The following is a 23,233-nucleotide window of genomic DNA, read 5'->3' on the forward strand; positions in this document are numbered from 1 at the left end:
GTTCGGGGCTTTTTTACGTCTAAAATTTACTAAAATCGCAAAATATAGAACGATTTAGTGTATAAAAATCACGCAAGTCTCACTGCAAAACCTTCATTTCAAGAAGCTAATCCAGCATAAATACGCCACGACTTATCCCAAATCCCACCTAAAGCTGAAACATTTTCATAAACCGCATGAAGACTCGACATTCCCGACATAACAAGCTAATGTCGGGCATCTGGATGTCTAAACGTTTATACGGTTATCAGTAAGAGGTGAGTAGGTTATGCCAATCAGGATTCCCGACGAATTACCGGCAGTGAATTTTTTGCGTGATGAAAACGTCTTTGTCATGACGTCGTCGCGCGCCAGTGTTCAGGAGATCCGTCCGCTAAAAGTGCTGATTCTTAACCTGATGCCAAAGAAGATTGAGACGGAAAATCAGTTCCTGCGTCTGCTCTCTAACTCACCGTTGCAGATTGATGTGCAGCTGTTGCGCATTGATAGCCGCGAGTCGCGCAACACGCCGACAGAGCATCTGAACAACTTCTACTGCAACTTCGAAGACATCCAAAACGATAACTTCGATGGACTGATTGTGACCGGCGCGCCGCTGGGATTGGTCGATTTTAATGATGTCGCTTACTGGCCGCAGATTCAGCGCGTGCTGCATTGGGCGAATGAACACGTCACCTCCACGCTCTTTGTCTGTTGGGCGGTTCAGGCGGCACTCAACATTCTGTATGGCATTCCTAAGCAGACGCGGCAGAACAAATTGTCCGGTGTTTATGAGCACCAAATCCTGCATCCACACGCCTTACTGACGCGCGGTTTTGACGACAATTTCCTGGCCCCGCATTCACGCTATGCTGATTTCCCAAGCCAGCTGATCCGCGATTACACCGATCTCGAGCTGTTTGCCGAGTCGGAATCCACCGGTGCATATCTGATGGCGAGCAAAGACAAGCGCCTGGCGTTTGTCACCGGCCATCCAGAGTACGATGCCCTGACGCTCTCGGGTGAATATCATCGCGATTACGATGCTGGCCTGCAGCCGGAGGTGCCGTTCAACTACTTCCCGCACGACAACCCAGAGCTGCCACCGCGCGCCACCTGGCGCAGCCACGGCAACCTGCTGTTCTCCAACTGGCTGAACTACTACGTTTATCAGATCACGCCGTTCGATCTGCGCCGGATGAATCCAACACTCGAATAGATACAACATATCGTTTGATCCTGCCGCGCTAGCCGAAAGCTATCGCGGCTTTTTTTTGCCTTCAATTGACCAGTGGAAGTTATTGCCTTTAATTTGAGAGATTAAATTACATAAATATCAATCTCATAGATTGCTATAAACATTAAAATGGAAATAGTTTTTGAAATTAAAATAAAAATCATTATGCTCTGATCTTGCAGGTTATAAAACACCCTACATCCGGATCCGATCGTTAAACGATGGATCAACCCAGGAGGCAGCCCGCATGACAGACTCGGTTATCAGCAATACGCTAACCTTCAGCCAGCCCTTTACCCACGCGGAAAAGCAGCTGCTTACCCCAGAAGCGATCGACTTTGTACACGCATTAGTAGTGCGCTTCGCACCAGAGCGCGAACGCTTGCTGAAAGCACGTCAGCAACGGCAGAAGCGTTACGATCAAGGTGAGTTACCGGGCTTTGATTCGGAAACCGCTTCCATTCGTGAAAATGAGTGGCAGGTTCGTCCTATTCCGCAACTGCTGCAAGATCGTCGTGTGGAGATCACCGGGCCGCCGGATCGCAAAATGGTGATCAACGCGCTCAATGCGAACGTCAACGTCTTCATGGCCGATTTTGAAGATTCACTGGCGCCAACCTGGCGGAAGCTGATCGACGGGCAATTAACACTGCGCGATGCGGTCAATGGCACGCTGAGCTTCACCAGTGAAACCGGCAAGATCTACCAGCTGCGCGCCAATCCGGCGCTGCTGATGTGTCGGGTGCGCGGTCTGCATCTGAATGAAAAGCATGTGGAGTGGCGCGATCGGGCGATTCCCGGCGGGTTGTTCGACTTTGCGCTCTACTTTTTCCACAACGTTGAAGCGCTGCTGGAGAAGGGCCATGCGCCGTGGTTCTACCTGCCGAAAACCGAGCATGCCGCTGAAGTAGCGTGGTGGCGTGAGATCTTCCGCTTCAGTGAAGATCGCTTCGATCTGCCGCGCGGCACCATCAAAGCCACGGTATTGATCGAAACGCTGCCGGCGGTATTCCAGATGGATGAGATCCTGTGGGAACTGCGCGATCACGTGGTTGGCCTCAACTGTGGCCGTTGGGATTACATCTTTAGCTACATCAAAACGCTGGGCCAGCATCCTGACCGCATCCTGCCGGATCGCCAGCAAATCAGCATGGATCAACCATTCCTCGATGCCTATTCACGCCTGCTGATCCGAACCTGCCATCGTCGTGGCGCGCTGGCGATGGGCGGTATGTCGGCGCTGATTCCGAGCAAAGACGCGGAGCGCAATTTATGGGTGACGCAAAAGGTGCAGGAAGATAAAGCACGTGAAGCGGGCAACGGTCACGACGGAACCTGGGTGGCGCATCCCGGCCTGGCAGATATTGCGATGGAGGAGTTTGACCGTCGCTTGGGCGATCAACCCAATCAACTGCACATTACGCGTGAGCAGGATGCGCCAATCACCGCCGAGCGTCTGCTGGCACCCTGTCGCGGCAAGCGCACCGAAGCGGGCATGCGCGCCAACATCCGCGTGGCGCTGCAATATCTGGAAGCCTGGATCAGCGGCAACGGCTGCGTTCCGATTGATGGGTTGATGGAAGATGCCGCCACCGCTGAAATCGCCCGCACCTCCATCTGGCAATGGATTCATCACAAACAAATTCTCAGTGATGGCCAGCCGGTCACGGTGGCGCTGTTTGAACGGTTGCTGGAGGAAGAGCTGTCCGCCTTGCAGCAAACCGTTGGCGCAGAACGTTTTCAGAATGGACGCTTCGACGATGCCGCCGCGCTGATGGCGCAAATCACCACCGATGACGAACTGGTTTCCTTCCTCACTCTGCCGGGCTACCGCCTGCTGCCTTGAACCTGGAGATATGACGATGAATCGTACGCAACAGATCAAACAACTGGAGTCGAGCTGGAATGATGCGCGCTGGCAGGGAATCACTCGTCCGTACAGTGCGGAGGAGGTGGTCAATCTGCGCGGTTCGGTCAATCCCGCCTGCACGCTGGCGGAGCGCGGTGCCACCAAACTCTGGTCGCTGCTGAATGGTGAATCGAGCAAAGGCTACATCAACAGCCTCGGCGCATTGACCGGCGGACAAGCGGTGCAGCAGGCGAAAGCCGGTATAGAAGCAATTTACCTCTCCGGCTGGCAGGTGGCGGCGGATGCCAACCTGGCCGGGCAGATGTATCCCGACCAATCGCTGTATCCGGTGAATTCGGTGCCAAATGTGGTGGAGCGGATTAATCAGAGCTTCCAGCGTGCCGATCAAATTCAGTGGGCCAGCGGCGTATCGCCAGAAGACAGTGATTTCATTGATTACTTCCTGCCGATTGTCGCCGATGCGGAAGCGGGCTTTGGCGGCGTACTCAACGCGTTCGAGCTGATGAAATCGATGATTCAGGCCGGTGCAGGCGCGGTGCATTTTGAAGACCAGCTGGCGGCGGTGAAGAAGTGCGGCCACATGGGCGGCAAAGTATTAGTACCGACGCAGGAAGCGATTCAGAAACTGGTGGCGGCGCGTCTGGCCGCAGACGTAATGAATGTGCCGACGGTGTTGCTGGCGCGCACCGATGCGGATGCCGCCGATCTGATCACTTCAGACTGCGACCCGCGCGATGCGGCGTTTATCACCGGCGAGCGCACCTCGGAAGGCTTCTTCCGCACGCACGCCGGGATTGAACAGGCGATCAGCCGCGGACTGGCGTATGCGCCTTATGCCGATGTGCTGTGGTGTGAAACCTCAACGCCGGATCTGGAGATGGCGCAGCGCTTTGCCGACGCGATTCACGCGCAGTATCCCGGCAAGCTGCTGGCCTACAATTGTTCGCCTTCGTTCAACTGGAAGAAGAACCTCGACGATCGCACTATCGCGCGTTTCCAGCAGGCGCTGAGCGAAATGGGCTATCGCTTCCAGTTCATCACGCTGGCCGGGATTCACAGCATGTGGTTCAACATGTTCGACCTGGCGCACGCGTATGCGCAGGGCGAAGGCATGCGTCATTACGTGGAGAAAGTGCAGCAGCCGGAGTTTGCGGCGCGCGAAAAGGGTTACACCTTCTCGTCGCATCAGCAGGAAGTGGGCACCGGCTATTTCGATCGCGTCACCAACGTCATTCAGGGCGGACAATCCTCCGTAACCGCGTTGACTGGCTCCACCGAAGCCGCGCAATTCTAAAGCCGCCGTAGGGTCGCCCTTCATGGCGACCCTTTCCCCGGAGCGTCACCTATGACACCGAGAGAATCGCTGATCGCCCACACCATTCTGCAAGGTTTTGACGCGCAGTATGGCCGCTTTCTGGATATCACCGCCGGTGCGCAACAGCGCTTCGAGCAGGCTGACTGGCATGCGGTGCAGCAGGCAATGAAAGCGCGTATCCATCTTTACGATCACCACGTTGGCCTGGTCACCAACCAGCTGCGCATTCTCAATAACACTTCGGACTGGGACGACGCGTTCTGGCTGCGAGTGAAAAGCCATTACGAAACCTTGCTGCCCGGCTATCCGCGCCATGAAATCGCCGAAAGCTTCTTTAACTCGGTCTATTGTCGCCTGCAGGGCCACAGCCATCTGTCGCCCGAACGTCTGTTTATCTTGCCGTCGCAGCCGTATGCGCCCGCGCCGGTTGCGCCGCGCCCGCTGTCGCGCCTCTATCGTCCGCAGCAGAATTGGCCGGAAACGCTGCGTCAGGTGCTGAATGACATTCCGCTGCGTCTGACGTGGCAGGATCAAACGCGCGATATCGGCTGGATTGTGCGCCATCTGCACGAGCAGTTTGGTGCCGCACAACTGGCGACGGCGACGCTGGATGTCGCCAGCGAACTGTTTTACCGCAACAAAACCGCGTGGATCGTGGCGCGCCTGCAGCTCAGTGATGGCATGGTGCCCTGTTTGCTGCCGATTCAGCGCGATGAGGCCGGCCGTTTATGGATCGATACCTGTCTTACCGACAGCGATGATGCCAGCATTGTGTTTGGCTTCGCCCGCGCCTATTTCATGGTGTACGCGCCGGTGCCGGCCGCGCTGGTGGCGTGGCTGCAACCGATTCTGCCGGGAAAAACCGTGGCGGAGCGCTACATGGCGATTGGTTGTCAGAAGCACGGTAAAACCGAATGCTACCGTGAATACTTGCACTATCTGGCGCACAGCCAGGAAGATTTCACCGTCGCGCCCGGCATTCGCGGCATGGTGATGATGGTGTTCACGCTGCCGGGTTTTGATCGCGTATTTAAGGTGATCAAAGACCGCTTCGCGCCGCAAAAAGAGGTCACCGATGCGCAGGTGCGCGACTGCTATCGCATGGTCAAAGAGCATGATCGCGTGGGTCGCATGGCGGATACGCAGGAGTTTGAGCACTTTGCGTTACCGCGCGCGCGTATTCCGGCCGAGCTGATGGCGGAGTTTGAGCGCGATATCCCTGAAAAGCTCGAGCTGCGCGACGATGTGGTGATCATCCGCCATTTGTGGCTGGAACGTCGCATGGATCCGCTTAATCTGTGGCTGGCTCAGGCTTCGCCGGAACAGCGGCAGCACGCGATTGGCGAATACGGTGATGCGATTCGTCAGCTGGCGGCGGCGAATATTTTCCCCGGCGACATGCTGTACAAAAACTTTGGTATGACGCGTCACGGCCGCGTGGTGTTTTACGATTACGACGAAATCCGCCCGATGACCGAACTGGTGTTCCGCGATGTGCCGCAGGCGCGCTATGAAGAAGATGAGCTGCAGGCCGAGCCGTGGTACAGCGTCGGGCCGGATGACGTGTTCCCGGAAACCTTCCGCTATGCGCTGTGCAGTGAACCGTCGACCGGCAAACTGCTGCAGGCGCTGCATCCGCAACTGTTTGATCCCAACTGGTGGCGCGCGCTGCAAACGCGCATCCGCGAAGGGCATATTGAAGAGGTGATTGCGTGGCGCGCCAGCCAGCGTTTCAGCGCGCGCTATGCGTCGGTGGCCGCTTAGCGGCCAGAATAGGTTTGGGTCACCTGCTTCGCGGCGCGGATCACCAGCGCACCCAGCTCGGTGATGCGGTCGTCAGTCATGCGCGCAATTGGGCCGGAGATCGAGATGGCGGCGAAGGGTTCGCCATGTTCGTCATAAATCGGTGCCGCAACGCAGCGCAGACCCAGCGCGTGCTCTTCATCATCATGCGAAAAGCCCATCTTACGAATCAGCGCCAGATTCTCCTTCAGGCTGTGCGGCGACATCAGCGTTTTCGGCGTGTAGTGATGCAATCCTTTTTGATGCAGCAGCGCGGTAACTTGCTCATCGCTGAGATGCGCCAGAAACGCTTTACCGGCGCCAGACGCATGCATCGGCAGCTTGCCGCCAATCGGTGCGGACATGCGCATCAGCTGCGTACACTGCACCTGATCGATGATCACCGCCTGATAATCGCTGAGATCCAGCACCGCCAGATTCACCGTCTCGCCGGCATCTTCCATCAGCTTGCGCAGCAGCGGATGCACAATCGCTAGCAGATTACGGCTCTGCAGGAAGCTGCTGCCGACCACAAACGCGTGCGAACCAATGGTCCATAAACCTAAGTCGCCCACCTGATGCACAAAACCTTGCTGCTGCATGGTGGAGAGCAGGCGATGAGTGGTGGAGTTGGGTAAACCGGCCTGTTGCGCCAGTTCGGTCAGCGCCACGCTGCCGTGGGATTCGGCGATCAGCTCCAGCAGGCGCAGACCGCGCGTCAGAGATTGTACTTGCCCGCCGACAGGCGCGCTGGTGGTAGCCGTTGTCGCACGCGGTTTCTTGCCGCGTTTCACGGGCGCAGGGGTTGCCATAACGTCTCCAATTCGCATCAATGCTGGAAACCATTTTCGTTTTTAACCGCATTAATGCAAACGCTGACTTTCTGGTCAGACCTGTAAGGGGCAATAGCTGAAAATGTCTCATCTGAGCTGACTTTTGATCACCTGCAAGTTGTGCCAGTATGTCTGGCTGGCATATTAGCCAACGCAATGACGTGGACGGGGCGAGAGTGAGCAACAAAACAGAAATGCTGCAGCAGCAGCTGGCGCAACGCATTATGATTCTGGACGGTGGCATGGGCACCATGATCCAGAGTTATAAACTGAGTGAGCAGGATTTCCGTGGCAGCCGCTTTGCCGACTGGCCATCGGATTTGAAGGGCAACAACGATCTGTTGGTGCTAACCAAACCGGAAGTGATCCGCGAAATCCACGATGCCTATCTCGCTGCCGGCGCGGATATTCTGGAGACCAACACCTTCAACTCCACCACCATTGCGATGGCCGATTATGCGATGGAAGCGCTGTCGGCGGAGATCAACTTCGAAGCCGCCAAACTGGCGCGTGCCAGCGCCGACGCATGGACGGCGAAAACGCCGCATCGTCCGCGCTACGTGGCGGGCGTGTTGGGCCCGACCAACCGCACCTGTTCTATCTCGCCGGACGTCAACGATCCCGCTTATCGTAACGTCACCTTCAATCAGCTGGTGGAAGCCTACCGCGAATCGACGCATGCGCTGATTGCCGGTGGCTCGGACCTCATCATGATCGAAACGGTGTTCGATACCCTGAACGCCAAAGCGGCGATCTACGCAGTGCAGGCCGAGATGGAAGCGATGGGCGTGAAGCTGCCGCTGATGATCTCCGGCACCATCACCGATGCGTCCGGTCGTACGCTCTCCGGCCAAACCACCGAAGGTTTCTATAACTCGCTGCGCCACGCCGAACCGCTGTCATTCGGTCTCAACTGTGCGCTTGGCCCGGATGAACTGCGTCAGTATGTGGCGGAGCTGTCGCGCATTGCTGAAGGCTACGTCACCGCGCACCCGAACGCCGGTTTGCCCAACGCTTTCGGGGAATACGATCTTGATGCTGCGATCATGGCTGAGCAAATTGGTGAGTGGGCGCGCGCTGGTTTCCTCAATATTATCGGCGGCTGCTGCGGCACCACGCCGGAACACATCGCGGCGATGGCGGCCGCAGTAGACGGCGTTGCGCCGCGCCAGCTGCCAAAGATTCCGGTTGCCTGCCGCTTAGCCGGGCTTGAACCGCTGAACATTCAGGCCGATTCGTTATTCGTCAACGTCGGCGAACGCACCAACGTCACCGGCTCGGCCAAATTTAAGCGTCTGATCAAAGAAGAGAAATACAACGAAGCGCTGGATGTGGCGCGCCAGCAGGTGGAGAGCGGCGCGCAAATCATCGATATCAACATGGATGAAGGCATGCTGGATGCGGAAGCGGCGATGGTGCGCTTCCTCAATCTGATTGCCGGTGAGCCGGATATCGCCCGCGTGCCCATTATGATCGACTCCTCGAAATGGGAAGTGATCGAGAAAGGCCTGCAATGCATTCAGGGCAAAGGCATTGTGAACTCCATCTCGATGAAAGAGGGTGTTGAACCGTTTATAGAGCACGCGCGCAAAGTACGTCGTTATGGCGCAGCGATGGTGGTGATGGCGTTTGACGAAGTGGGCCAGGCGGATACGCGTGCGCGCAAAATCGAGATCTGTCGTCGCGCCTACAAGATCCTCACTGAAGAGGTCGGTTTCCCGCCAGAAGACATCATTTTCGACCCGAATATTTTTGCCGTGGCGACCGGCATTGAAGAACACAACAACTACGCGATGGACTTTATCGGCGCCTGTGAAGACATCAAGCGCGAACTGCCGCACGCGATGATCTCCGGCGGCGTCTCCAACGTCTCCTTCTCGTTCCGCGGCAATGAACCGGTGCGTGAAGCGATTCACGCGGTGTTCCTCTATTACGCCATCCGCAACGGCATGGACATGGGCATCGTGAACGCCGGTCAGCTGGCGATTTACGACGATCTGCCTGCCGAGCTGCGCGACGCGGTGGAAGATGTGGTTCTCAACCGCCGTGACGATGGCACCGAGCGCTTGCTGGAACTGGCGGAGAAGTATCGCGGCAGCAAAAGCGACGGCGAGCAGGAGAAACAGCAGGCCGAATGGCGCAGCTGGGACGTAGTAAAACGTCTGGAATACTCGCTGGTGAAAGGCATCACCGAGTTTATCGAGCTGGATACCGAAGAGGCGCGCCAGGCCGCAGAACGTCCGATTCAGGTGATTGAAGGGCCGCTGATGTCCGGCATGAACGTGGTTGGCGATCTGTTCGGCGAGGGCAAGATGTTCCTGCCGCAGGTGGTGAAATCGGCGCGCGTGATGAAGCAAGCGGTGGCCTATCTCGAACCATACATTCAGGCCAGCAAAGAGGCTGGACGCAGCAACGGCAAGATCGTGCTGGCGACGGTAAAAGGCGACGTGCATGACATCGGCAAAAACATCGTCGGTGTAGTGCTGCAATGTAACAACTACGAAATTATTGATCTCGGCGTCATGGTGCCGAGTGACAAAATCCTTAAAACCGCGATTGCCGAGAACGCCGATATCATCGGGCTTTCCGGCCTGATCACGCCGTCGCTGGATGAGATGGTCAACGTCGCCAAAGAGATGGAGCGTCAGGGATTCACCATCCCGCTGCTGATTGGCGGCGCGACCACCTCGAAAGCGCATACCGCAGTCAAGATCGAGCAGAATTACAGCGGCCCAACCGTGTACGTGCAGAACGCCTCGCGCACCGTGGGCGTGGTGTCATCGTTGCTCTCCGACACGCTGAAAGAGGATTTCGTGGCGCGCACGCGCAAAGAGTACGACACGGTGCGTATTCAGCACGCGCGCAAAAAGCCGCGCACCCCGCCGGTGAGCCTGCAAACTGCGCGAGACAATGATTACGCCATCGACTGGGAAAGCTACACGCCGCCGGTGGCGCACCGTCTCGGCGTGAGCCCGGTCGAAGCCAGCATTGAAACGCTGCGCAATTACATCGACTGGACGCCGTTCTTTATGACCTGGTCGCTGGCCGGCAAATATCCGCGCATTCTGGAAGATGAAGTAGTGGGCGAAGAGGCCAAGCGCCTGTTTGCCGACGCCAACGCTATGCTCGATATGCTAAGCAGCACCGGCACGCTCAATCCACGCGGCGTGGTGGGGATTTTCCCGGCTAACCGTGTCGGCGATGACATTGAAATCTACAGCAACGAGAACCGCAATCAGGTGCTGTGCGTGAGTCATCACTTGCGTCAGCAGACTGAAAAAACCGACTTCGCCAACTACTGTTTAGCCGACTTTGTGGCACCGAAATCCAGCGGTAAAGCCGATTATCTCGGCGCGTTTGCCGTTACCGCCGGGATAGAAGAGGATGCGCTGGCCGAGGCGTATGACAAGCAGCACGATGATTACAATAAAATCATGGTGAAAGCGGTGTCGGATCGCCTGGCAGAAGCCTTTGCCGAGTATCTGCACGAGCGCGTGCGTAAGGTGATTTGGGGCTTTGCCGCCCATGAAAATCTCAGCAACGAAGAGCTGATTCGCGAGAATTATCAGGGCATTCGTCCCGCACCGGGTTATCCGGCTTGTCCGGAACACACCGAGAAAGCACCGATCTGGCAGTTGCTGGATGTGGAGAAGCATACCGGCATGAAGCTCACCGAATCTTTCGCCATGTGGCCAGGCGCAGCGGTTTCCGGCTGGTACTTCAGCCATCCCGACAGCAAGTACTTCGCTGTGGCGCAGATTCAGCGCGATCAGGTGGAGGATTACGCAGCGCGTAAAGGCATGAGCATCACCGACGTCGAGCGCTGGCTGGCGCCGAACCTGGGTTACGACGCGGATTAACGCATCTGTAGGGTCGCCATTTATGGCGACCTACTTTTATGTATGCACAAATTAAAAAGGTCGCCATAAATGGCGACCCTACAAAACCTCGCTGGCATTATGTGGTCGGCATCAATGCCGACCCACGATTAACTCAGATGAATCAATTAATTAAACCGCGCATCACGATCTGACGTCAGGTCATACAGCTGATATTTGCGACCCAGCATCTGCCCACCATCACGCGTTAGCGGCACCCAGTTCACCTGCGCGCGGCCACGCGTTGGCGTCACGGTAAACAGATCCATCGGCACCGAAATGTAGAAGCCTTTGGTGAAGTCGCCTTCGCCATACGCTTCCGCCGACACGTTGGTTTTGGTGGCGTAGAAGCCTACCATCACGCCGCTATCAAACCGCTTCGACACATCAACGGTGACGCCTTTATCCTTCGCCAGATATTCACCGACGCTGGCTTTCACCAATACGTCCTGCATAAACCACGGACGCCAGTACGCGGTGAAATGTCCGGTTGGCGCTTTGTAATCGGTGAACTGCATCATGTTGTCCCAATCACGCTGCTTCACGTAGTTGGCATCAACCCCGAAGGCCCAGTTGCTATCAATCGGACGATACAGCACTTCGCCGCCGACGCCGCCGTACATGGTTTCCAGATAACCGCCGTAAACCTGGCCGTAGAAACCGTTGCCGAGCGCCTGCATGTAGTTGGCTTGCAGATCGTTAACGTAAACGTTGTTCTCAACGTAATCACGAATGTGCGTACGTACGCGCGGCAGCGTGGAATCCGCCGGTGCGCCGTTGTAGTTGAACTTATCGTAGTTATTGGCGAGGTTGCCGAACAGGCTGCCGCCGACCAACAGGTGATCGGTAAGCCAATAATCGGCGTTAGCCATCACGCCAACCTGATACATGTAGAAGCTTTCCGGTCCGCCGACGGATTGATTCAGCACCGGCGACAGGCTGTAGTTCAGACGATCTTTGCGGATAAAGAAACCTTGCTCGGTGGTGCCGGGATCAACCGGATTTTCACGCGTCTGCTGCAGCGGCTGTTCATGCCCCAGCGGATAACCCGCCAGTTCGTTGTGCAGGCTGGCAACGTTGGTGCGCGTGCTCACCTGCGGCATATTGAAGCGCGACTCGGTGACGTCGATGGTATCGATGCCGGCCGGCAGGTTGTTCATGATAATGCGATTGGCGCGATCGACGCCTTCGCGCGTGTCGCGATATTTGGTCTGCTCACCGGACACATACAACGTGCTGCCTTTGGTCTGAATATGCGGGCCATTCAGTCCAGCGTTGTACTTCAGATCGGTCAACTGGTTTGCCACCACCGTTGGCTGCAACAGATCGCCCTGCGGCTGCGGGTTGTAGGCCGGCTTCTCGCTATCGATATGTGACTGATGCAGATCGTTGAAATTGGTGCGCAGGGTAAAGCCGAACATAAAGGTGTTGCCGCGCTCGTAGCTGGCGTTAATGTCCGCCCAGTCGGTGATGCGATAAATCGCGCCGACGTTGACCTTGCTGCGTTGATCCAGACGACCGGCGAAATCATCCTGATAATCGTTGCCTTCGTACTCTAGCTTGAGGCGCAGCGGCTGCCACGGCGTTTGATACTCCACGCCGCCGAACAGCGCCGCCGGACCGTGGAACATCTGCGAGCCATTAATTGAACCCGCTTCGCCACCGCCGGTACGGCTACAGAAGCTGTCGCTGTAGGAGCAGAATGGATTCTTGATGGTGCCGCTGTTGCCGAGATAGCCCCAGCCCAGACCTAAGGTGAAATCGAATGGGCCCCACGCTTTGCTCGCCACCAGATATTCGCTGTCGAACAGACCGGTACCGCCTAAATCGCGTGAGCCAACCGCCACTTCCGGCAGCCAATAGCTCTCCTGCCATAGGCGCAGCTTCACATCGAAGGCTTTATCTTTATAGCTTTGGTTGCCGCTGAAACCTTCCACTGCGCTGTAACGGCGGGTACGCACATCGGTATAGCGCACGGTGGTTTCCAGCCACGGAAACAGCTGCAGCGAGGCGGAATAGTAACGATATTGGTCGTTATCGCGGAAGTTGACGCTAAATTCGCCCTCTTTCGCCATACGCGCGGTGGGCGTCTGCATCAGGCCAACGCCACCAAAATCCGATTGAGAAGGACCGACCGGTTCAGGCCAGGTTTCCGCATGCACCTGGCAAGCGGCGGAAACAGAAGCAGCCAACAGGCTGAGAAGTAATTGTTTTTTCATCAGTCTGGTATCCGGTGAGTCAGAACGGAAAGCATGCGCGCATTCAAATCGCTGTGGCCCCATGGCAGGCTCCATGAGGTGAAACCGAGCCAGATAATGCTGCCAGGTTCCACTTCGATGTGGCGATGATTCCAGTAAGCGACCGGAACTTGCTGGGTGCTGCCGGACGGCGCAATCACCGTGGCAAAGCTGCGTTCCGCGCCGGACAGACGATCGTGGCCTTCAAGGTAATCACGCACTTCGCGGCCCGGCTGCCAGCTCTCTTTACCCGGATTGCTCAACGCTCCCAGCACCAGCACCTGCGTCGGTTGCGCCAGCGTGTAGAGGTCATAGCTGCCTTGCAGCGTACGGTTATCCTGTGGACGCAGACGCACGTCGTCGGGATCGAGCGAGGTGAACTGGCGGCCCGTTACCTGCAGCGCGCTAAGCTGGTGGATAACCGAACCGATGGTCGCGGCCAACGACTCGCCGCTGTCGGCTTGCCAGGCGCGCAGATCGGCCAGCAGCTGCTTCTGTTGCTGCTGTGCTACCGCAGTCGCGCCGCGCTCGGCAATCACCGTGCCCGGCCACCAACTGCGCAGTTCAGGATGGGTGAGTAACTGACTAAGATTCTGCGCATCGTTGATTTGCAGGGTGTTTTTTCCCTGCAGATCGTGCACGGTGACTTGCGCCGCCGCCAGCGCATGGCCAGCCGTGAGCAGCGTCAACGCTGCCAGCATTGGAGTTATTTTTTTCATGATTTCGCCGGCTTCAGAATAGTGGTTTCAACTGGGAAGGCGTCGGCGGCCAGCATCTGTTTGGCCTGCAATACCGTGCCATCGCGGTTATCGATCCAGAAGGTGTTCTGCCACTCCGCGCCTAGGTTCTCCATGCGCACGGTTTCATGCCAGACGCGGCACGGCACGCGTTCACCGGCGATATCCAGCACCGTATCGTCACCGCGCTCGAAGCGGGAAACCGCCGTGGCGGCACGCACCTTATCTTGCTCGCGCCACTGCACCACGCGCGTCCAGCTGGCACCGTTTTGCAGATGCAGCGCATCGGCGAGCGGATCCTGCGCCAGGTTACTGACGTCAGTGAGGTTGCTCGGTAAACCCAGGGTTTTGATCAGACGGCCATGCTGCATCACCAGCATCGCTTTATCCTGGGTGATCCACTTTTGTTGGCCGTTTTCGTTGTAACCGAGCACCACGAAGATGCGCGGACCTGTATTGATGCGGGCATAGAGGCTGGCGTAGGGCAGGTTAGCAACCTGTTCATCGGTGACCGTGACATCTTCCGGACCATTCACGGCCAGCATCACGGTTTGTTCCAGGCCTTTTTGCGTTTGTGTGCAGGCCTGCAACAACAGGCAAAGAAGTAGCAAAGAGAGTCGGCGCACTGTGTATCCCTGTCTAAATAAGCCAAGCAAAAAATAACCACACGGGTGTGTGGTTATGCTTAAAGGTGCTACATCAACGAGTGGTGCTCGTTGTGGTGGTTGTTGTTGTACCGGTATTTGCACCGTCACCGCCGCCAGAAGCAGCAATGCCGAGACCCACTAACGCACCGAGCGCGCCGATACCCACAGCGGTAGACGCGCCGGAAGAGATTGCTCCCGCCTGCGCGCCTGCTGCAGCACCAGCTTCTTCCGGCGCGGCAATCGCAGCGGAAGAAACGGCAACGTAAAGTAAGGCTGCACCGGCAACCATCAGTTTTTTCATAACAACGTTTCCTGCATTTATATGAATCAATGAATGTAGGATTTACCCAGATTTCGGGCGCGTTCAGTATAGGGCAACAAATTACCAGAGTTCAGCCTCAGAAAAAGAGGGCATAAACCCAAGACATTTCTGGTGATAAATACGGCGAATTGGCGTTAGCTGCTTTTTTTAAATGCAGTTTTTTCTGAGGCTGGAATAATTACGTGGTTGGGCTTATCAGGGCAGGATTTTTCACTTTTGCATTAACTATTGGTACGGAATAGGAATAATCAGATTTTCCTGAAGCAGCTTAAATAAAAATAATAATTCAATCATAGGGATAGTTAATATTCGGCGTCAAAACAGGGCCAGTTTTTAATGCATAAGGCGAGGGTTAATTCCGCAAAGTTCCGATTATCCTTAGGCTATTTTAAGAATTTTCTAAGCGGAGCAGAGCGGTAAAATACCCCTAATGCGCAGGTAACTGCATATTTGACATAAAAAAGGCGGCATTTACGCCGCCTTATTCACATTGGCCGGGAAATTAACGCCAGGATTTGTAGCGATTAATTAAGCCATTGGTGGAGCTATCGTGGCTGCTAATTTCAGCTTCATTTTCCAGCTCTGGCAGAATACGGTTTGCCAGCTGTTTACCCAACTCAACACCCCATTGGTCAAAGGTGAAGATGTTGAGAATCGCGCCTTGAGTGAAGATCTTGTGCTCATACAGCGCAATCAGTGAACCCAGGCTGAACGGGGTAATTTCACGCAGCAGGATTGAGTTGGTTGGGCGGTTACCTTCGAACACTTTGAACGGCACGATGTGCGCGACAGATTCGGCAGATTTACCCGCATCGGTAAACTCTTGCTCCACCACATCGCGTGACTTACCAAACGCCAGCGCTTCGGTCTGCGCGAAGAAGTTCGACAGCAGCTTCGGATGGTGATCGGTCAGCACGTTGTGGCTCAGTGCTGGTGCGATAAAGTCGCATGGAATCAGTTTGGTGCCTTGATGAATCAGCTGGTAGAACGCGTGCTGGCCGTTGGTGCCTGGCTCGCCCCAGATGATTGGGCCGGTCTGGTAATCCACTGGATTGCCTTCACGGTCAACGTATTTACCGTTGGATTCCATGTTGCCCTGCTGGAAGTAAGCAGCAAAGCGATGCATGTACTGGTCGTACGGCAGAATCGCTTCGGTTTCGGCACCAAAGAAGTTGTTGTACCAGATACCGATCAGCGCCAGCAGCACCGGCAGGTTCTGCTCGGCAGGTGTGTTGGCGAAGTGGTTATCCATCGCGTGCGCGCCGCTCAGCAGTTGTTCGAAGTTCTCGAAGCCGATGGAGAGAATGATCGACAAGCCAATGGCTGACCACAGTGAATAGCGGCCGCCAACCCAATCCCAGAACTCGAACATGTTGTCGGTATCGATACCGAACTCGCCCACCGCTTTTCCGTTGGTTGACAGCGCCGCGAAGTGCTTCGCTACGTGCTGCTGATCGCCGGCGGTTTTCAGGAACCAGTCACGCGCGCTGTGGGCGTTGGTCATGGTTTCTTGCGTGGTGAAGGTTTTAGATGCCACGAGGAACAGCGTGGTTTCCGGGCTGAGATCTTTCAGCGTTTCGGCGATGTGCGTGCCATCGACGTTAGACACAAAGTGCATGTTGAGGTGGTTTTTGTACGGACGCAGCGCTTCGGTCACCATGAAGGGGCCGAGGTCTGAACCGCCAATACCGATGTTCACCACGTCGGTGATGGCTTTACCGGTATAGCCTTTCCAGTCGCCGCTGATGATGCGCTCGGAGAAGCCTTTCATCTTCGCCAGCACCGCGTTGACTTCCGGCATCACATCTTTGCCGTCCACCACAATTGGCGTGTTGCTGCGGTTACGCAGCGCAACGTGCAGTACTGCGCGCTCTTCGGTGCGGTTGATCTTCTCGCCAGAGAACATCGATTTGATGGCGCCTGCCAGATCGGTCTCTTTAGCCAGCGCCTGTAATTTTTCGAGGGTTTCCTCGGTGATGCGGTTTTTTGAGAAATCCACCAGCATCTGGTCATCGAAAGTGGCAGAGAATTTCGCAAAACGATCGGCATCTTGCGCAAACAGGTCGGCGATTTGCACCGATTTCATCTGCTCAAAATGCTGCTGCAGCGCTTTCCAGGCAGCGGTTTGGGTCGGATTGATATTTTTCATGGCAACACTCTAGTTGATATAAGAACCGTCATTCCATCCGGGGCGTCCTGCTGGCCCGGCATCCATAGCATTCTTGCACGGGGATGAGTATGACCACAGTTACCAGCGAAGGGAAAAAATTTGTGACCGTGGCCGCACTGTTTCAGGTAAATCCGGCAGCGATTGTCGGTGCTGCGCCAGGAGAATTCCCTGTGCCGCATCAGAAAAAAGCCGCTTTTGTCTGATTCGGACACTACTTTAGGCCGGTGTTGGCGGGCGCGTTTGTTCAACGATGCGTTTACCGAAGTGTAAAAGTGAGAAATCCTCAAAGTGCAGGGATGGACAGGGGGGAAAATAATCAGTAATTTATGCGCGCTACTTACACCTCCGGGTGTAAGCCAGAAGAGGCGCGTCGCCCAGGCAGTGTGTTTGAGGATCCGTATCCGCAGATAACACATCAGGGGGTGTGACGCCGAGGTGGGGCAACACGCGGGGTGTTGCACTGTCGGCTGCAGGGGCTGAATCCTCTGGGTTGTCACCAGAATCGTCCACAGTCGGACGGTTCGCAAGGTGAAGCGCTTTTGGTGACTTGTCTACTACTGATCTTGTCTGCCCAATTCTGCTCTTCTCTTGTGCCTAGGCTGCTACTATGTCTTCCGCCCCAAAACGGAAGAAAGATAACCTGACACGGGGTTCGTAATATGTCCCAAACTCTTATTGTGGCTAAATTTGGCGGCACCAGCGTTGCCGATTTTGATGCTATGAACCGCAGCGCAGATGTTGTGCTGTCGGACGCCAATACCCGCTTAGTGGTGCTCTCTGCCTCCGCTGGCGTAACCAATCTGCTGGTTGCCCTTGCTGAAGGCCAGGAACAAGCGCAGCGCGCTTACCTGCTGGATGAAATCCGCCGTATTCAATACGCCATCATCGATCGTCTGCAATCGCCGGATGTGATCCGCGATGAGATTGATCGCATGCTGGAAAACATCACCATGCTGTCTGAAGCCACCTCGCTGGCGACCTCACATGCGCTGACCGATGAGCTGGTGAGCCACGGTGAGCTGATGTCGACGCTGCTGTTCGTGGAGATTCTGCGCGAGCGTCAGGTCAACAGCGAATGGTTTGACGTGCGTAAAGTGATGCGCACCAGCGATCGTTTTGGTCGCGCAGAACCCGAAGTGGCGACGCTGAAAGAGCTGGCCGCAACGCAGCTGCAGCCGCGCATTGCGGAAGCGCTGGTGGTGACGCAGGGCTTTATCGGCAGCGAAATTAAAGGCCGCACCACCACGCTCGGTCGTGGCGGCAGCGACTATACCGCTGCGCTGCTGGGCGAAGCGCTACAGGCCGCGCGCATTGATATCTGGACCGATGTGGCCGGTATCTACACCACCGATCCCCGCGTGGTGTCCACCGCTAAACGCATCGAAGAGATTACCTTCGAAGAAGCAGCGGAAATGGCGATCTTTGGTGCCAAAGTGCTGCATCCGGCCACCTTGCTGCCGGCCGTGCGTAGCGATATTCCGGTGTTTGTCGGTTCGAGCAAAGATCCGGCCGCGGGCGGTACGCGCGTGTGCAACGAAACCAAAAATCCACCGTTGTTCCGCGCGCTGGCACTGCGTCGTAAGCAGACGCTGGTAACGCTGCACAGCCTGAATATGCTGCATGCACACGGCTTCCTCGCCGAGGTGTTTAACATTCTGGCGCGCCACAGCATCTCCGTCGATCTGGTGACCACCTCCGAAGTGAGCGTGGCGCTGACGCTGGACAGCACCGGTTCAACCACCACCGGCGACAGCTTGCTGACCCAGGCGCTGTTGACCGAGCTCTCTTCGCTGTGCCGTGTGGAAGTGGAAGAGAACCTCGCGCTGGTGGCGATCATCGGCAACAACCTGTCGAAAGCCTGCGGCGTCGGCAAAGAAGTGTTCGGCGCACTCGAGCCGTTCAACCTGCGCATGATTTGCTACGGTGCCAGCAGTTATAACCTTTGCTTCCTGGTTCCAACCCCTGATGCGGAAGAAGTGGTACGTGCGCTGCATAAGAATCTTTTTGGTTCTTAAGGGAAATTTTTAGCATGCAGAATCAAGCCGGACCTGGTCCGGCTTTTTTATTGGTTAATTTTTTTAAACAATAATTTAAGCCCAGCGGCAGTCACCGTTTCGATCCAGACATTTCTGATGATCCCCATTATAACTCGCGAGAACCGTCTTGTTTTAACTGGAATTGCCTAAAAATCACACTAATCTCTCATTCAGCGGTTGCGCTTTAATCGCCAAAAACGATAATCCCGCCGCAAAAACATTAAATTATTTGAGGGAATAGATATGAAAAGGTTAGTGGCAGAAACTCTGGGCACATTTGTGCTGGTGTTGGGCGGTTGTGGTAGTGCGGTTTTGGCTGCGGCGTTTCCACAATTAGGTATTGGTTTTGCTGGCGTCGCGCTGGCATTCGGTTTGACCGTGCTGATCATGGCGTTTGCTGTTGGTCATATCTCCGGCGGCCATTTTAACCCGGCGGTAACCATCGGTTTGACCGTTGGCGGACGTTTCCCGGCAGCGCAGGTTGTGCCTTACATTATCGCGCAGCTGGTCGGTGCGATTGCGGCGGCCGGCGTGCTGTATCTGATTGCCAGCGGTAAAGCCGGTTTCGATGCCGCGGCCAGCGGCTTCGCGTCGAACGGTTACGGCGAACACTCGCCGGGTGGCTTTAGCCTGCAGGCGGGCATGATCTCCGAGCTGGTGCTGACCGCCGTGTTCCTGATTGTGATCATGGGCGCGACCGATAAACGTGCTCCGGCTGGCTTTGCCCCGATTGCCATCGGCCTGGCGCTGACGCTGATTCACCTGGTGAGCATTCCGGTGACCAACACCTCGGTAAACCCGGCGCGCAGTACCGGTGTGGCGATCTTCCAGGGTGGCTGGGCATTGGAACAGCTGTGGATGTTCTGGTTGTTACCGATTATCGGTGCCGCGATTGGTGGTGCGATCTACCGCTTTGTACTGGAAAAAGCAGAGTAACTTCGCCGTATTTCCGCGGATCGGCAGCAGCCGATCCGCATTTTCCCCCGCAAGTGACTTCCCGCCTTACGTCAAGATAATGAAATGTTATGATCCTGCGTCCGTCGCTGTGGTCGTTCCCTGCGCGACATTTCATCTGTGGCAATATAAAAAAATTCCTAAGGAAGTCTGGTTATGCTCGGCAAACTTACCCGCCTGTTCCCGCTCTGGGCCGTGCTGCTCTCGGTCGCTGCTTATTATTCTCCCACCACCTTTCTCGGCATTGGGCCGTGGGTGACCTATCTGCTGATGCTGATTATGTTCGGCATGGGCGTGACGCTAAACATTGATGATTTCAAACGCGTGCTGGTGCGTCCGGCGCCGGTGATCGCCGGGACTTTCCTGCACTATCTGGTGATGCCGCTGGCCGCGTGGGGCCTGGCGAAGCTGTTCCAGATGCCACCGGATCTGGCGGCAGGCATGATTCTGGTCGGCAGCGTGGCCAGCGGTACCGCATCTAACGTGATGATTTATTTGGCGAAGGGGGATGTGGCGCTGTCGGTGACCATCTCATCGGTGTCGGCGCTGGTGGGGGTTTTCGCCACGCCGTTGCTGACACGCTTCTACGTTGATACGCACATTCAAGTGGATGTGGTCGGCATGCTGCTCAGCATCGTGAAAATCGTGGTGATCCCGATTAGCCTCGGCCTGATTATCCATCACTCCATGAACAGCGTGGTGCGCCGCGTTGAGCCTTATCTGCCGGCGTTTTCGATGGTGTGCATTCTGCTGATCATTAGCGCGGTGGTAGCCGGCAGCCAGGGCTTTATCGGTTCTGTCGGCTTGATGGTGATTGTGGCGGTTATCCTGCACAACGCGATTGGTCTGTTGGGCGGCTATTGGGGAGGCAAGCTGTTCGGCTTCGATGAATCGACCTGCCGCACGCTGGCGCTGGAAGTGGGCATGCAGAACTCTGGTCTGGCGGCGACGCTGGGCAAACTCTACTTCTCGCCGTTGGCGGCACTGCCGGGCGCACTGTTCTCGGTGTGGCACAACCTGTCAGGTTCGCTGTTGGCCGGTTACTGGTCGGGTAAACCGATCGATAAGAAGCAGAAATAATATTCAAAAAAGCATCACATTCAATTGACGCACATATCGTAGCGGCGCGATTTATCGCGCAATAAATTGCGCCGCTACGATGCCTGCGATCTGAATTTATTACAGCTTCAGATACGTACGAATCCCATCCAGAAACATCTGCGTCGCCAGCATAATCAAAATCAATCCCATCAGGCGCTCCAGTGCGTTAACCCCTTTGTCACCCAGCAGGCGTAAAAACAGCCCCGACATCAGCAGAATCACCACCGTCACGCCCCACGCGATCAGCAGCGCGCCGACCAGATGCGTCATTTGGTTGGGATATTGATGCGACAACAGCATCAGCGTCGCCAGCAGCGACGGACCGGCCACCAGCGGGATCGCCAGCGGCACAAGGAACGGCTCTTCACCGGCGGGTAAGCCGCTGGAGCTGCTCTCCTCCGAAGGGAAAATCATGCGAATGGCGATCAGGAACAGAATGATGCCGCCGGAAATCGACACGGTTTCGGTGCGCAGATTAAGAAACGCCAGAATGCGTTCACCGGCGAATAAAAACAGCAGCATCAGAATCAGCGCGATCAGCATTTCGCGCATCAGCACCACGCGGCGGCGTTTAGGTTCCAGATGCTTCAATACCGACATGAAAATCGGCAGGTTTCCCAGCGGGTCCATAATCAACAGCAGCAATATGGTCGCGGATATCATTTCAGTCATGTTGGGTTAGCCATTATTAGTTGTACTGCTGAAAAAGTTAACGCAATCGAATTAATTCACTTGCCAGAAGTGCTGCATTTTGTAGAGTTGACGGTCATAGGTAAACCTGATTATTACGCAGACCGGCACGATTATCCGGCCAGTCTTTTCCTCGCACCACACGGCCTCTTTCGAGAGCACCCGAGACGGACAGAAAATGAAGAATGTAGGTTTTATTGGTTGGCGTGGCATGGTCGGCTCAGTGCTGATGTCACGCATGAGCGAAGAACGCGATTTTGATGTCATCAATCCGGTCTTCTTCTCCACGTCACAGCTTGGTCAGGCGGCACCAACATTCGGCGGTAAGTCGACCGGTGCGCTGCAGGATGCTTTTGATATCGAGGCGTTAAAAGCGCTGGATATTATTATCACCTGCCAGGGCGGCGATTACACCAGTGAAGTCTATCCGAAGCTGCGCGAAAGCGGCTGGCAGGGTTACTGGATTGATGCGGCTTCCACGCTGCGCATGAAAGATGACGCCATCATCATTCTCGATCCGGTTAACCATAACGTGATTCGTCAGGGCCTCGACAACGGCATCAAAACCTTTGTTGGCGGTAACTGCACCGTCAGCCTGATGCTGATGTCGCTGGGCGGCCTGTTTGCGAACGATCTGGTTGAGTGGGCCTCGGTTGCTACTTATCAGGCGGCATCGGGCGGCGGCGCGCGTCATATGCGTGAACTGCTGACGCAGATGGGCATGCTGCACGATCACGTGGCGAAATCACTGCAGGATCCTGCTTCGGCAATTCTGGATATCGAACGCAGCGTGACCGACTTCACCCGTTCTGGCACTTTGCCAACCGACAACTTCGGCGTACCGCTGGCGGGCAGCCTGATTCCGTGGATCGACAAGCAGCTGGATAACGGCCAGAGCCGCGAAGAGTGGAAAGGCCAGGCGGAAACCAACAAAATCCTGCGCACCAGCAGTGTGATTCCGGTTGATGGCCTGTGCGTGCGCGTTGGCGCGCTGCGCTGCCACAGCCAGGCATTCACTCTGAAGCTGAAAAAAGACCTGCCGCTGAGCGAAATCGAACAGCTGCTGGCGTCGCATAACGAGTGGGTAAAAGTGGTGCCAAACGATCGCGAAATCACCATGCGCGAACTGACGCCAGCCGCCGTCACCGGCACCCTGACCACGCCAGTGGGCCGCCTGCGCAAACTGAACATGGGACCGGAATACCTTTCCGCCTTCACCGTCGGCGATCAGTTACTGTGGGGCGCGGCTGAACCGCTGCGTCGCATGCTGCGTCTGCTGATCGACTAAGCGCAGCGGCAAACCAGACAGGCCGGGGTTTCCCGGCCTTTTTTTAGTTATCCAGGCTGCAAAAATTCATGCAAATTGCGCCTGACAAGTGATCCGCTTCCCCTTTTTGCTTGCCCGATAAGTATTTTTCACGATCCTCCCTGGCTTCTGCTATCCC

Annotated in this window: 17 protein-coding genes and 1 riboswitch; of the genes, 10 read left to right on the forward strand and 7 right to left on the reverse strand. The window is 56.0% G+C overall.

Annotated elements, in window-relative coordinates; translation table 11 throughout:
• The first annotated feature begins 268 nt into the window (after positions 1-268).
• From metA to aceK, 4 genes are all read left to right on the forward strand, one after another.
• The gene (gene metA / locus HX773_RS23010; protein WP_154154813.1) at positions 269-1,198 is read left to right on the forward strand and encodes a homoserine O-succinyltransferase; all 930 of its coding nucleotides are present in this window, start codon (positions 269-271) and stop codon (positions 1,196-1,198) included.
• A 265-nt stretch (positions 1,199-1,463) separates the two neighbouring features.
• Positions 1,464-3,062: a malate synthase A gene (gene aceB / locus HX773_RS23015; RefSeq protein WP_176973474.1), complete on the forward strand. Its 1,599-nt coding sequence runs from the start codon at positions 1,464-1,466 to the stop codon at positions 3,060-3,062.
• 16 nt (positions 3,063-3,078) lie between these two features.
• Complete coding sequence (gene aceA, locus HX773_RS23020) at positions 3,079-4,380, forward strand: isocitrate lyase (RefSeq protein WP_176973475.1); 1,302 nt, start codon at positions 3,079-3,081, stop codon at positions 4,378-4,380.
• Between the two features lie 51 nt (positions 4,381-4,431).
• A complete protein-coding gene (gene aceK / locus HX773_RS23025) occupies positions 4,432-6,165 on the forward strand; it encodes a bifunctional isocitrate dehydrogenase kinase/phosphatase (RefSeq protein WP_176973476.1) in 1,734 nt (577 codons plus the stop codon).
• On the opposite strand, the gene iclR is transcribed toward aceK, so the two are convergent.
• Positions 6,162-6,995: a glyoxylate bypass operon transcriptional repressor IclR gene (gene iclR / locus HX773_RS23030; RefSeq protein ID WP_101763122.1), complete on the reverse strand. Its 834-nt coding sequence runs from the start codon at positions 6,993-6,995 to the stop codon at positions 6,162-6,164. The two genes, aceK and iclR, sit on opposite strands and share 4 nt — an antisense overlap.
• A 197-nt stretch (positions 6,996-7,192) precedes the next feature.
• On the opposite strand from iclR, the gene metH reads away from it, so the two are divergent.
• Positions 7,193-10,876 (forward strand): methionine synthase, encoded by a 3,684-nt coding sequence (gene metH / locus HX773_RS23035; RefSeq protein ID WP_176973477.1) that lies wholly within the window; start codon positions 7,193-7,195, stop codon positions 10,874-10,876.
• A gap of 146 nt (positions 10,877-11,022) precedes the next feature.
• Here the strand turns inward: metH and HX773_RS23040 are convergent, their stop codons facing one another.
• The 5 genes from HX773_RS23040 to pgi form a co-directional block, all read right to left on the reverse strand.
• Positions 11,023-13,113 (reverse strand): YjbH domain-containing protein, encoded by a 2,091-nt coding sequence (locus HX773_RS23040; protein ID WP_176973478.1) that lies wholly within the window; start codon positions 13,111-13,113, stop codon positions 11,023-11,025.
• Positions 13,113-13,850, reverse strand: a complete 738-nt coding sequence (locus tag HX773_RS23045; RefSeq protein ID WP_176973479.1) for a capsule biosynthesis GfcC family protein — start codon at positions 13,848-13,850, stop codon at positions 13,113-13,115. Before HX773_RS23045 ends, HX773_RS23040 begins: the two co-directional genes overlap by 1 nt.
• Positions 13,847-14,494, reverse strand: coding sequence for a YjbF family lipoprotein (locus tag HX773_RS23050; RefSeq protein ID WP_176973480.1), 648 nt, complete (start codon positions 14,492-14,494; stop codon positions 13,847-13,849). Before HX773_RS23050 ends, HX773_RS23045 begins: the two co-directional genes overlap by 4 nt.
• 73 nt (positions 14,495-14,567) lie before the next feature.
• Positions 14,568-14,816 (reverse strand): exopolysaccharide production protein YjbE, encoded by a 249-nt coding sequence (gene yjbE, locus HX773_RS23055; protein WP_101763117.1) that lies wholly within the window; start codon positions 14,814-14,816, stop codon positions 14,568-14,570.
• A gap of 523 nt (positions 14,817-15,339) precedes the next feature.
• The gene (pgi, locus tag HX773_RS23060) at positions 15,340-16,986 is read right to left on the reverse strand and encodes a glucose-6-phosphate isomerase (RefSeq protein WP_176973481.1); all 1,647 of its coding nucleotides are present in this window, start codon (positions 16,984-16,986) and stop codon (positions 15,340-15,342) included.
• Between the two features lie 89 nt (positions 16,987-17,075).
• Here pgi and HX773_RS26040 point away from each other — a divergent pair, with 89 nt between their 5' ends.
• From HX773_RS26040 to panS, 4 genes are all read left to right on the forward strand, one after another.
• The gene (locus HX773_RS26040; protein WP_255433307.1) at positions 17,076-17,210 is read left to right on the forward strand and encodes a hypothetical protein; all 135 of its coding nucleotides are present in this window, start codon (positions 17,076-17,078) and stop codon (positions 17,208-17,210) included.
• A gap of 149 nt (positions 17,211-17,359) precedes the next feature.
• Positions 17,360-17,554: riboswitch (Lysine riboswitch) on the forward strand.
• A gap of 112 nt (positions 17,555-17,666) precedes the next feature.
• A complete protein-coding gene (gene lysC / locus HX773_RS23065; protein WP_176973482.1) occupies positions 17,667-19,022 on the forward strand; it encodes a lysine-sensitive aspartokinase 3 in 1,356 nt (451 codons plus the stop codon).
• A gap of 264 nt (positions 19,023-19,286) precedes the next feature.
• Positions 19,287-19,979: an aquaporin Z gene (gene aqpZ, locus HX773_RS23070; protein ID WP_176973483.1), complete on the forward strand. Its 693-nt coding sequence runs from the start codon at positions 19,287-19,289 to the stop codon at positions 19,977-19,979.
• A 174-nt stretch (positions 19,980-20,153) separates the two neighbouring features.
• A complete protein-coding gene (gene panS / locus HX773_RS23075) occupies positions 20,154-21,077 on the forward strand; it encodes a ketopantoate/pantoate/pantothenate transporter PanS (protein ID WP_008109856.1) in 924 nt (307 codons plus the stop codon).
• Between the two features lie 99 nt (positions 21,078-21,176).
• Here the strand turns inward: panS and HX773_RS23080 are convergent, their stop codons facing one another.
• Positions 21,177-21,770 carry a YhgN family NAAT transporter gene (locus HX773_RS23080; RefSeq protein WP_008109858.1) on the reverse strand — a complete coding sequence of 198 codons (594 nt, stop codon included), beginning with the start codon at positions 21,768-21,770 and terminating at the stop codon, positions 21,177-21,179.
• A 196-nt stretch (positions 21,771-21,966) separates the two neighbouring features.
• Here HX773_RS23080 and asd point away from each other — a divergent pair, with 196 nt between their 5' ends.
• Positions 21,967-23,076, forward strand: coding sequence for an aspartate-semialdehyde dehydrogenase (gene asd, locus HX773_RS23085; protein WP_176973484.1), 1,110 nt, complete (start codon positions 21,967-21,969; stop codon positions 23,074-23,076).
• Positions 23,077-23,233 lie beyond the last annotated feature (157 nt).

Source organism: Pantoea sp. B9002, from assembly GCF_013385945.1.
Taxonomy (GTDB): Bacteria; Pseudomonadota; Gammaproteobacteria; order Enterobacterales; family Enterobacteriaceae; genus Pantoea.